The sequence below is a fragment of the Rhodococcus sp. JCM 9793 genome (genome assembly GCF_055380405.1).
On sequence record NZ_AP043721.1, the window covers coordinates 311,333 to 322,890 of the forward strand.

Genomic DNA, 11,558 nt, shown 5'->3' on the forward strand with positions numbered 1-11,558 from the left:
ATGCGCACCTATGACACCGATGTCCTCGTCGTCGGGTCCGGCGCAGCCGGGCTGTCCGCTGCGATCTCGGCACACAAACACGGCCACCGGGTGCTCGTCGTCGAGAAGGACGACCACCTGGGCGGCACCAGCGCCATCTCCGGCGGTTGGCTGTGGGCTCCCGGAAACAAACAGGGTGTCGCGGAAGGCGACACCCGCGCCGATGCCGAAACCTACATTCGGGCATTGGCGGGCGACGCTTTCGACCAGGCCGCCGTCGACGCGTTCCTCGACGAGGTGCCGGAGGCGCTCGACTTCTTCGAACGTGAGACCGCCGTCGACTTCGTGTACCCGGAGACCGCACCCGACTACCGGATGGAAGCGCCCGGCGCGCGCCGATCCGGAAGGGCACTCACGGTAGAACGCACCGATGCAAGGATTCTCGGCGCCGACAGGCTCCGGCTGCAACCGTATCTGTACACCTACACCGTGTTCGGGTACATGCCGGAGATCGGCAAAGACCTCGCGACGTTCCTCGACGTGAATCGCTCACCGCGAGCATTCGCCTACGTCACGAAGCGTCTGCTGCGCACCTGGTACGAGAGTTCGGCGCACAAGCGGTCGTTCACCCGCACCAACGGTAACGCGCTGATGACCCGGTTGGTCGCGACCGCACGCGAACTCGGGATCCCGATGTGGACGTCCTCGCCGGCCATCGAACTGCTCCGCGACGACGACGGCACCGTCTCGGGGGCCCGGCTCGGTGGACCCGTATCCACCGTGGTGACCGCTGACAAGGGAGTTGTGCTGGCCGCCGGCGGATTCGGTGGAGATCCGACACTGCGTCGCACCGTGTTCACACACGACGGTGGCGGCGACGACCACGTCACGCCGACGGTCGGGCACGGCGGCGACAGCCACCGGCTGGCTTCCGCGGTCGGCGGTGTCCTCGACACCCGCCCGCATCAGCCTGCTTCGTGGGGCCCGGTCACATACTTCCGCACGCTACGCGGCAAGCGACGGGTGTTCCCACATCTGCGCGCCTTCGGCCTGCCCGGGTTGGTCGCAGTCAACCGGCATGGGAAGCGATTCGCCAACGAATCCCTGTCGTACCACGATTTCGGTGCTGCGATGATTGCAGACAACGCGAACGAGCAAGGCACCTACGCCTACATCATCGCGGACCGGAAAGCCATGCGCCGTTATGGAATCGGATATGCAAAGCCGTGGCCGCTGCCCACCTGGTACTACCGGAGAGTCGGGTTCCTGACCCGTGCGAGGACGGTGGCGGAACTCGCGGGTCGGATCGGCGTCCCGGCAGACACCCTGCAGGCGACTCTCGACGAATTCAACGTCGATGCTCAGCGCGGTGTCGACACCCGATTTGCACGCGGTTCCACATGGTTCCACCATTTCAAGGGCGACATGAAGCACGAACCGAACCCGAATCTCGCACCGATCGACACCGGCCCGTACTACGCGGTGAAGATCGGGGTGGGCGACCTCGGTACCTACGCTGGTCTCGCTGTCACCCCGCGATGTGAGGTCGTCACCGAATCCGGAGAAACCGTACCCGGTCTGTACGCCGTGGGTACAGCAGCGGTGAGCGTCTTCGGCGGAGGTTATCCCGGTTACGGGGCGAACATCGGACCCGCCATGGTGTTCGGCTACTGCGTCGGACGTGACATCGGTGCGCGTGGGGTCACCACAACCGCGGCCGCAAGTACAGCCACAGCCACAGCCACAGAGGAGAAGGCCGAATGACCACGACATCTGCACCCGAATCCGTCACGGACTGGCTGGATCTGCGCGATCGAGTCGCCGTCGTGACCGGTGCCGCGGGTGGGATCGGCGCAGCCATCGCGCTCGAGCTGGCGCGTAACGGAATGCGTCTGGCAGTGCTCGATCTGAACCGCGACGGTGCAGTCGAGACCGCCGATCGAGCAGCCGATCTCGGTGTCGCTTCGGTCGGGCTCGGTATCGACATCACCGACAGCGCGAGCGTCGGCTCCGCCGCGGAGCTCGTGACCGAGAAGTTCGGCGGAGCCGACGTACTGATCAACAATGCAGGCATCATGCGCGCCGGCGATCTCGCGACCGTGGCACTCGACGACTGGCAACGGGTCCTCGACGTCAACCTCACCGGATACCTGCTGTGCTCGCAGGCGTTCGGGGCCTCCATGCGCGAGCAAGGCCGAGGGTCGATCGTGCACATCTCGTCGATCTCGGCGTCGCATCCGCAGCCGTCGTCCGGTGCGTACTCTCCCGGTAAGGCCGCGGTGTCGATGCTCTCGCGGACTCTCGCGTTCGAGTGGGGCCCCTACGGAGTCCGCTCCAACGTGCTTGCGCCGGGCATGACCCGCACACCGCTGACCGAGAGCTTCTACACCACCCCGGGAGTGCTCGAAGCCCGCAGTGGCGTCGTCCCGTTACGTCGCGTCGGCACCCCACAAGATCTCGCCGACGCCGCAGTGTGGCTGGCGAGCGACCGCGCCGGTTACGTCAGCGGCCAGGAGATCCAGGTGGACGGCGGGTTCACCCAGACGCTGATGAGCCACATCCCCCGCCCCGGCTACGAGTAAGCCGCCACTCGCCCTGACGATTCACGCACCACCAGATGCGTCGGCAGCACGAGCGAGCCCGGCTCGGAGACCCGCTCGTAGGCGAGACGGCCCAGCATCTCGATCGCCTGTGCGCCTGCGTCCTCGGTTCGTTCCGCAAGCGTGGTCAGGGTGGGCGTGCAGATCGCCGATCCGAACATGTCGTCGAATCCGACCACGCTCACCTGTTCCGGCACTGAGACGCCGCGCTCCTGCAACCTGCGCAGGACCCCGATCGCGAGCATGTCGTTGTGGCAGATCACCGCGGTGGCGCCGGCCGCGAGAGCAGCGTCGGCAGCTGCAGGCCCACTTCCCAGCGTCGGCGAGTACGGCCCGAATCGACGAACCTGCATGTCGTGCAGTCCGGCCGCGGCCTGCAGACCCGCCCAGCGGCGCGCGCCCGACCACGATTCCGGCGGCCCGCCGAGCACGAGGAACGACCGGTGGCCGAGCGATGCGAGGTGGTCGACGATCTGTCGAGTCCCGGACGCGTAGTCGGCGACGACGCACGAGACTCCGCGAACAGCCCGGTTGACCAGCGTGACCGCATTCAGTTCGGCCGCCTTCCGGAGGTCGTCGTCAGGTAGCCGGGAGGCGGCCAGGACGAAGCCGTCGACTGCCGGGCCGAGCCGCGCCACCAGGTGCTGTTCGGTGGCGGCGCTTTCCTTGGTGTTGCCGATGACGAGCGTGCGGCCTGCCGCCGCAGCCGCGCGCTCCGCTCCGTTGATGATGCCCGCGAAGTACGGATTCGTGATGTCGGGGACCAGCAGGGCGAAGGTGTTGGTGCGTCCCGATTCGAGCGCGCGCGCCATCGGGTTGGGGGTGTATCCGAGTTCGGCGGCGATCTCCAGGACATGTTCCCGGGTGGTGACGTTGACCCGGTCGGGGTTCGTGAACGAGCGCGACACGGTGGACGCCGCCACGCCCGCAGCGCGTGCGACATCGGTGATGGTGGCTCGCTTACGCGGCGACACACTACGGGGTTCCGGAGACATGAGATCATTATGGCAAAAAATGGCAAACGATTGCCGTGTGATGGCCGACACCCTTACCTTCGAATGCACCGACAATTGATGTAGCAATCCCGAAGGGCTATCCCATGGCAGAAACGACCACCGTGCAGCGCACGCCGCGCAAGGCGGCGTTGGCGGCGTGGAGTGGCAGTGCTCTCGAGTACTACGACCTCGCGATCTACGGCACAGCCGCCGCTCTCGTCTTCCCCACCATCTTCTTCCCCGAAGGCAACCAGGCCGTCGCCACCGTCGCGTCCCTCGCCACCTTCGGTGTCGCATACGTCGCCCGGCCGTTCGGATCGTTCCTGATGGGCCACATCGGCGACCGGTTCGGGCGGAAGCAGATCCTCATCGGCACACTGCTGCTCATGGGCGTCTCGACGTTCCTCATCGGCTGCCTACCGACCTACGATCAGATCGGCCTGGTCGCACCCGCGCTCCTGGTGGTGCTGCGGCTTCTGCAGGGACTCTCCGCCGCGGGAGAGCAAGCCGGCGCCAACTCGATGTCATTCGAGCATGCACCCGACAATCGTCGAGGGTTCTTCACCAGCTGGACTCTCAGCGGCACCCAGGGCGGCCAAGTCCTGGCACCGATGGTGTTCCTGCCGGTCATCGCTCTGCTGTCCGACGAACAACTGCACGCATGGGGCTGGCGAATCCCGTTCTGGATCAGCGCCGCGCTTCTGGTCGTCGGGTTCGTCATCCGCCGCACCCTCGACGAGACCCCCGAGTTCCACGCCGAGAAGAAGCAGGCCGAGGTGCCGCCCGCACCGCTGGCATTGCTGTTCCGCCACCACTGGCGCGGTGTACTGCGCGTCTTCTTCGCCTCGTTCATCGCAATGGTCAACACCGTCTTCCAGGTCTTCGCCCTGAACTTTGCGACATCCGACGAATACGGCATCGGCATCAGTTCGACCACCATGTTGTGGCTCGCGATCGTCGCCAACGTCATCGCGGTGGGCACGATCCCGCTCTGGGCCTCACTGTCCGACCGGGTCGGCCGCAAACCCGTGTTCATCTCCGGGCTGATCGGCACCGCAGTGATGGTGACCGTCTTCCTATGGTCGATCTCCACCGGCAATGTCGCGCTCATACTGATCACCGGCATCCTGTTGGCCGGCATCATCTACAGCATGCCGAACGCCTGCTGGCCCTCGACATACGCCGAGTACTTCCCCACCAGCGTCCGGCTCTCCGGAATGGCTATCGGAACACAGTTCGGGTTCGCTCTCGCCGGATTCACCCCCGCCATCGCCGGTGCCCTGATGGGCGGCAACGCCGACAACTGGTACCGCGTGGCGCTGTTCGCATTCGGTGCCGTGCTGATCTCGCTGATCGCCGTCCTGTCCGGCCCGAAGGCCACCCACAAGGTGCTCACTCGCGACCTCGGACAAACACACACCACCGACGCAGACACCCGCATCCCGGCCGGAGTCGCAGGATGACCGGCCGCCCTACCTTCACAGTGCTCAACGGCCCCAATCTCAACCTGCTGGGCACGCGCGAACCCGCGCTCTACGGCACCGCCACCCTCGCCGACGTCGAAGCGCTCTGTGCACGGGTCGCCGACGAACTCGGCTACGACCTCGACTTCCGGCAGTCCAACCACGAAGGCGACCTGATCGACTTCGTCCACGAGGTGCGCGAGACCACCTCCGGGTTCATCGTCAACGCCGGCGCGTACACCCACACCTCGGCTGCTCTGCACGACGCGCTGGTCACCGTCGTCGCACCGATCATCGAGGTCCATCTGACCAATGTTCATGCCCGCGAACCCTTCCGACACCACTCGTACGTCACACCGGTCGCTCATGCAGTCATCGCCGGCTGCGGCGCCTCCGGCTACGAATTCGCCATCCGCCGCCTTGCCTCGCTCGACATCCACCGGGAGATCCACCGTGTCCACCAGTAGCCCCGACCGCACCTCGTTCCTCCTCGGTCTCGTGGGTGCCGGAATCGGCGGGTCGCTCACTCCCGCCATGCAGGAACGAGAAGGTCTCGAATCCGGATTCAATCTGACCTACCGGCCGCTCGACGCCGAGCGGATCGGATTCGGCGCCGATGACCTTCCCGAAATACTGTCCTGGGCACAGCGCCTGGGATTCGACGGGCTCAATATCACTCATCCGTTCAAGCAGCACATCATCCCGCTCCTGGACGAACTCTCCGACGATGCCCACGATCTCGGCGCGGTCAACACCGTCGTCTTCCGCGACGGCAAGGCGCTCGGCAGGAACACCGATTGGTCCGGCTGGGGACGGGCCTTCCGCCGCAGGCTACCCAACGCCCTCGCCGATCGAGCGGTTCTCGTGGGTGCAGGCGGCGCCGGAGCCGCGGTGGGGTACGCACTCCTCGATCAGGGAGCCGCACACGTGTCGATCATCGATACCGACACGGAGAAAGCGAAGGACTGCGCGACCCGGCTGGCCACCCGGTTCGGCGACGAGCGCGTCTCCGCAACAGACGATCTCGCCGAAGCTCTCCGCGACGCGCAAGGACTCGTCAACGCAACCCCGACGGGCATGACCGGACACCCGGGACTGCCCCTACCCGCCGAACTCGTCCGCGACGACCTGTGGGTCTCCGACGTCGTCTACTTCCCGCTCGAGACCGAACTGATCCGGCTCGCGCGCTCACGCGGCTGCCGCGTCGTCCCCGGCGGCGGCATGGCGGTGTTCCAGGCGGTCGGCGCTTTCGAGTACTTCACCGGCCACATCCCCGACGCCGAGCGGATGGTGCGGTACTTCGAGGAGCTGACCCACTGATGCACAGCAGTCACATACGGAAGGACAGTCGCATACGGAAGGGCATCGCGACCGTCTCGCTGTCCGGTGTGCTCAGCGACAAGCTCGAGGCCATCGCCGCCGCAGGTTTCGACGGCATCGAGATCTTCGACAACGATCTCGTCGCGTCGCCGCTCTCACCACGCGAAGTGGCTACCCGCTGCGCCGATCTCGGTCTGTCGATCGACCTGTTCCAGCCGGTGCGAGACATCGAAGGTGTTGCTCCCGAACGATTCCCCGCCGTACTACACCGTGTGCGACGTAAGCTCGAGGTGATGACAGAGCTCGGGGCCACGGTGTTCCTTGCATGTTCCAATGCTCTGCCCGATGCCGTCGACGACACCGATCTGTCGGCCGAGCAGCTGCACGCCGTCGGAGAGCTCGCCGCGTCCTTCGGTGTCACCGTCGCCTTCGAAGCGCTGGCGTGGGGACGGCACATCGATCGAGTCGGGCAGGCATGGGCGGTCGTCGAACGCGCCGACCACCCGGCGATCACCCTGGCCGTCGACACGTTCCACATGCTGGCGCGGGGGGACGACGGCGCCGCACTCACCGGCATCCCCGGCGACCGGATCGGATTCCTGCAGGTCGCGGACGCACCCGTGCTGGACATGAACGTGCTCGAGTGGAGCAGACATTTCCGATGCTTCCCGGGACAAGGCACCCTCGACGTCGCAGGCGTCGTCGCCGCGGTACTCGAATCCGGGTACACCGGTCCGGTGTCGCTGGAGATCTTCAGTGACGTGGTGCGCGAGGCCGATCCGTTCGTGACCGCGCGCGACGCGATGCGATCGCTGGTCTTCCTCGAAGACCAGCTCGGTGAGCGCCTGTCCGGACCGGTCCGCGAGAAGATCTCCGCTGCTCCGCCCGTACCGCAGCGCACCGATGCCGCGTTCGTCGAGTTCGCGGCGCCGGCCGGCTCCGCCTATGTCGAACTGCTGACGGGACTGGGCTTCCACATCGCCGGGCGGCATCGCAGCAAGCCGGTGGTCCGGTGGCGTAACGGCGGCGCCGACGTAGTGCTCAACGAGCAACCCGCGCCCGGACCTGCCGCCACCGCCCTGGGGCTCGTCGCACCACCGGTGTCCGACATCGCGGAACGCGCCGCGGCTCTGCTGTGGCCCGCGGTCGACCGCACGCGCGGTGCAGGTGAGGCCGATCTGCCGGGCATCACATCACCTTCCGGTCTGCACGTGTTCGTCAGTTCGGAGCCCGGAGGTACCGACGACTGGCGCACCGATTTCGTCCCGCTCGGCGACTCCGCGCAGGAGCACGGCTGGCTCGGTCTCGACCACGTCGACATGACCGTGCCCGCCGACGAGCTGAACCAGGAGCTTTCGTTCTTCCGCACCCTGTTCGGACTGGAACCGGAAACTCCCGAGGAGTACATCCAGCCGCAGGGCCGGTTACGGATCCGCGCACTCCGCGCACACAAGGGGAATCTGCGTGTCGCACTCAACGTCTCCGAAACCGGTCCGGATATTCCTCAGCAGCACGGCATTTCGCAGCTGGCGTTCGCGACGGCCGATGTCGTCGCCGAAGTCCGCCGCGCGAGGTCTCGGGGTGTCCGGTTCCTGACTCCCCCGGAGAACTACTACGTCGACCTCGACGCGCGGTTCATGCTCGAGCCCGCCCTGCTGGACACATTGCGCGAGCACGGTCTGCTGTACGACCGGGTCGGCGACGGCGAACTCCTCCACGCCTACACGCTGCCCGTCCCCGGCGGGTTCCAGGTCGAACTGCTCGAGCGGCGCGGCGGTTACGACGGATACGGAGCAGCAAATACTCATGTCCGGCTCGCCGCTCCGCGTCGAGACCGTCCGGTCACTCACACACGTGACTCCACTGCATGCCAGCTGTCTTCGAGCACGCGCGGCTTGCATGCCTGGTAGCCACCGGTGACCAGTACGAGGACGGCCACGCCGAGCAGTGCAAAGGACGCGCCCCATCCCGACGTGGCATCGTGGAGCACACCGAACAGGAACGGACCGACACACGCGACTGCATAGCCCACACCCTGCGTGAAGCCCGACAAGGCGGAGGATCCGATGTGGCTGCGGGTCCGAAGGTTGATCAAGGTCAACGCCATGGGGAAGGTGCTCGGCCCCAGACCCAGCAACACGATCCACAGGATCGGCGCGCTCATCGGAGCGAGCCACAGCCCGAGGAACGAAACGAAGAAGCACGTGGCGGCGATGAGCACGACGGGGAACGGGTTGCGCATCCGTGCGCAGAGCGACGGGGCGCCGAAAGCCGATACCAGCCCCATGAAGGAGAACAGCCCCACCATTGCACCGCCGAACGCGGGCGTGGCACCCGCGTCGGTGAGGATGTCGGGGATCCACGTGAACATCGAGTAGGTGACCAGTGAGGTCATGCCGAACATTCCGGCCATGCCCCACCCCACCGGCGAACGCCAGGCCTTGCCCTGCGCCTGCGCTGCTGTCCCGGGCTGTTGCGCTGCGTCGACGCCGCGGCGGCGGGCCAGAATTCCGATCCACGGCACCGCCGCAGCGAAACCCGCAACCGCCCAGATCCCGATCGACACGCGCCATCCGAACGCATCCGCAAGAGGCACCGCGACGAAAGCCGGTGCAATCGTGCCGATCTGCACACCGACGATGTACACCGAACTCATCAGCGCGAGCCGGTCGGAGAAGTACCGCTTCACCAGCGGCGGGATGACGACATTGCCGATCCCCATCCCTCCGAGGGCAAGTGCCGAGAGCGCGAGCAACGACCATGTTTCGTCCATGAACGCCCGGGTCGCCATGCCGATGCCTGCCATGAGCATCGCGACCAGCGCTGTCCGTTCGAGTCCCCACCACCGAGCCAGGAAGGGGGTGACGATCCCGAAGAGCGCGAACATGGCGGTCGGCACCATGCCGAACACGCCCACGATCGTCGGCGAGAAGCCGATGTCCTCTCGGATCTGCGATGCCAGCGGGCTGAACGAGGTGACGGCAAGCCGGAGCACGAGTGCAGACATCGCGATCGCACAGAAGACAAGTAGACGGCCGCGTAGAAGACTCACGCCAGAAATCATAGGATGAAAGGATGACTTTGGGACAACCGGTCCGACGCGCGAGCCTGATCTCGCAGGTCACCGAACAACTACGCAGCGAGATCTGCGGCGGTCGCTGGGCGGTCGGAGACCGGATCCCCACCGAACCGGAACTGACTGCTCTCACCGGAACGAGTCGCAACACCGTCCGCGAAGCCGTACAGGCACTCGTGCACACCGGGCTCCTCGAACGCCGACAAGGTTCGGGTACCTACGTCGTCGCGACCTCCGACATAGGCGGCACCCTCGGCAAGTACTTCGCGACCGCGCACGAGCGCGACGTGCAGGAACTACGGCAGACACTCGACGTCACCGCGGCCGTCCTCGCGGCGCGCCGGCGCACTTCCGGCGATGTCGCGCGCCTCGAGAAACTGCTCACCGAACGCGACAACCGATTCGCCGAATCCGACACCGGTGCCGCGGTCGAAGCAGACATCGCGCTCCACCGGGCCATCGTCGAAGCCAGTCACAACGCCGTGTACCTCGAGTTCTACGATTCGCTGCTGCCCTCGATCCGGCAGACCGTCGATCGGCACGTCCACACGACCGGACGAGGATTCCACTACGAGCACACCGCCCTGGTGACCGCGGTGATCGAGGGCGACGAGGCCGCCGCGACGGCAGCTGCACGAGCACTCTTCGCCGAAGTGATGGAATGAGGGTGGTCCGTCCGCGTCTACTGGAGGTTGGCAGAATGCCGAGCAAGACCGTCATCGATCCGATCGATGCAAAGATCCTCACCGCCCTGACCGCGGAACCTCGAGCCACCGTCATCGCCCTGGCCGACGTGACCGGACTGTCCCGAAATACCGTCCAGGCCCGCTTGAGCAAGCTCGAACAGCGAGGTGTGCTTCATTCGTTCGAACGCCGCATCGATCCCGGCGCGCTCGGATATCCGCTGACCGCATTCATCCTCACCAACGTCGCCCAGCGCAAGCTCTCGCAGATCGCCGATGCCCTCGACGGGGTCCCCGAGGTCGTCGAGGTACACGGGCTCAGCGGTGTCACCGACCTTCTCGTCCATGTCGTCGCTCGCGACGCCGACGACCTCTACCGCATCGCCGGGCGCATCCTCGACATCGACGGCGTCGAACAGACCACGACTTCGCTCGTGATGCGACAGTTGCTCGACTACCGGCTGACGCCCCTCCTGTCCCAGATCGCCGAACGCTCCTGAGCCCGAGCCGGATAGGCATTCTGCTCACGCCACTCACACTTGCAGCCTTCCTCGCGTGCAGATTGTTGAAGCCGTGCGGTGCTCCACACCGACCGACCGATCAGCTCGCTGCAGCAGATGACGACGAAACCGGAGAAGTACGAGTTCGACGAGAACGACGTGCAGGTCACCGAACAGCACCTTGCTGCCTGACCGACCGCTCCGTGCGATGCACCACTACACCCGAAATCGCGACCGGGCGCAGCACAACACACGTCGTAACCGAGTACGGAGTGTCTCTGACTATTCGGACCAGTCGGAGTTCTTGATGACTTCGACGAAGTCGCCACGCACGAATCCGGGTACGTAATGGGCTAGCACGTCGGCCTTGACGTTGCCGAAAGCCGTCTCCGGACGGTCCTTGATGCCGTCGGTGAATGCGGCGAGGATCCGGTTCTTGAAGTCGGGGCGCGGGTGAGCCTTCACGACGGCGTCGCGTTGCTCGTCGGACACCGCGTCGTACCCGATGCCCAACACGTCCAACTCCACTCCCCTGGTGACAAGGGCGATCTCGGGAGCCATGTGCAGTGGGATCTCCGGGGTGGTGTGCAGGGCGATCGCCGTCCATACGCGGTCGGCGGCCTCACCGGTGATGCCGTGCGAGTTCAGAAACTTCCGCGCCTCGTCGGCACCGTCGATCTCGAAACGCTGGTCGGTGCGACCGAATTTCTCGGTCAGCCCGAGGTCGTGGAACATCGCCCCGACGTACAGCAGTTCGGGATCGAACTCGATGCCCTGTTCGAGGCCGCGCAGCGACCCCCACACGAATACGCGCCGTGAATGATCGAACAGCAGCGGCGATGCGGCATCACGGACCACTTCGGTCGCCTCACGCGCAAGGATGCTGTCCGGTATCCGAACTCCTGCAATCGACTCGACCATCGTCATCCCTCTCCTGCTTCT

At 65.9% G+C, this 11,558-nt stretch carries 11 protein-coding genes; 8 read left to right on the forward strand and 3 right to left on the reverse strand.

Annotated elements, in window-relative coordinates; all coding sequences use genetic code 11:
- Both ACZ46K_RS03535 and ACZ46K_RS03540 read left to right on the forward strand, forming a co-directional pair.
- Complete coding sequence (locus ACZ46K_RS03535; protein WP_464746701.1) at positions 1 to 1,743, forward strand: FAD-dependent oxidoreductase; 1,743 nt, start codon at positions 1 to 3, stop codon at positions 1,741 to 1,743.
- Positions 1,740 to 2,561 carry an SDR family NAD(P)-dependent oxidoreductase gene (locus tag ACZ46K_RS03540; RefSeq protein ID WP_464746703.1) on the forward strand — a complete coding sequence of 274 codons (822 nt, stop codon included), beginning with the start codon at positions 1,740 to 1,742 and terminating at the stop codon, positions 2,559 to 2,561. Before ACZ46K_RS03535 ends, ACZ46K_RS03540 begins: the two co-directional genes overlap by 4 nt.
- On the opposite strand, the gene ACZ46K_RS03545 is transcribed toward ACZ46K_RS03540, so the two are convergent.
- A complete protein-coding gene (locus tag ACZ46K_RS03545; RefSeq protein ID WP_464746705.1) occupies positions 2,552 to 3,574 on the reverse strand; it encodes a LacI family DNA-binding transcriptional regulator in 1,023 nt (340 codons plus the stop codon). The genes ACZ46K_RS03540 and ACZ46K_RS03545 overlap by 10 nt on opposite strands.
- Positions 3,575 to 3,678: 104 nt before the next feature.
- Here ACZ46K_RS03545 and ACZ46K_RS03550 point away from each other — a divergent pair, with 104 nt between their 5' ends.
- Genes ACZ46K_RS03550 through ACZ46K_RS03565 form a run of 4 tightly spaced genes read left to right on the forward strand, consistent with a single transcriptional unit; the run spans position 3,679 to position 8,267 of the window.
- Positions 3,679 to 5,037 (forward strand): MFS transporter, encoded by a 1,359-nt coding sequence (locus ACZ46K_RS03550; RefSeq protein ID WP_464746706.1) that lies wholly within the window; start codon positions 3,679 to 3,681, stop codon positions 5,035 to 5,037.
- Positions 5,034 to 5,504, forward strand: a complete 471-nt coding sequence (aroQ, locus tag ACZ46K_RS03555; protein ID WP_054807541.1) for a type II 3-dehydroquinate dehydratase — start codon at positions 5,034 to 5,036, stop codon at positions 5,502 to 5,504. Before ACZ46K_RS03550 ends, aroQ begins: the two co-directional genes overlap by 4 nt.
- Entirely contained in the window at positions 5,491 to 6,357 is an 867-nt protein-coding gene (locus ACZ46K_RS03560; RefSeq protein ID WP_054807540.1) for a shikimate dehydrogenase, read from the forward strand. Before aroQ ends, ACZ46K_RS03560 begins: the two co-directional genes overlap by 14 nt.
- On the forward strand, positions 6,357 to 8,267 hold the full coding sequence (locus ACZ46K_RS03565) for a bifunctional sugar phosphate isomerase/epimerase/4-hydroxyphenylpyruvate dioxygenase family protein (protein WP_464746708.1): 1,911 nt from the start codon (positions 6,357 to 6,359) through the stop codon (positions 8,265 to 8,267). The genes ACZ46K_RS03560 and ACZ46K_RS03565 overlap by 1 nt, the downstream gene beginning before the upstream one ends.
- On the opposite strand, the gene ACZ46K_RS03570 is transcribed toward ACZ46K_RS03565, so the two are convergent.
- A complete protein-coding gene (locus ACZ46K_RS03570; RefSeq protein WP_054810403.1) occupies positions 8,204 to 9,421 on the reverse strand; it encodes an MFS transporter in 1,218 nt (405 codons plus the stop codon). The genes ACZ46K_RS03565 and ACZ46K_RS03570 overlap by 64 nt on opposite strands.
- A gap of 11 nt (positions 9,422 to 9,432) precedes the next feature.
- Between ACZ46K_RS03570 and ACZ46K_RS03575 the strand changes: the two genes are divergently transcribed.
- Positions 9,433 to 10,098, forward strand: a complete 666-nt coding sequence (locus tag ACZ46K_RS03575; RefSeq protein WP_464746710.1) for a FadR/GntR family transcriptional regulator — start codon at positions 9,433 to 9,435, stop codon at positions 10,096 to 10,098.
- A 35-nt stretch (positions 10,099 to 10,133) separates the two neighbouring features.
- Positions 10,134 to 10,616, forward strand: coding sequence for an Lrp/AsnC family transcriptional regulator (locus ACZ46K_RS03580; protein WP_464746712.1), 483 nt, complete (start codon positions 10,134 to 10,136; stop codon positions 10,614 to 10,616).
- A 282-nt stretch (positions 10,617 to 10,898) separates the two neighbouring features.
- Here the strand turns inward: ACZ46K_RS03580 and ACZ46K_RS03585 are convergent, their stop codons facing one another.
- Positions 10,899 to 11,537 (reverse strand): HD domain-containing protein, encoded by a 639-nt coding sequence (locus ACZ46K_RS03585; RefSeq protein ID WP_054807181.1) that lies wholly within the window; start codon positions 11,535 to 11,537, stop codon positions 10,899 to 10,901.
- Positions 11,538 to 11,558: the final 21 nt, after the last annotated feature.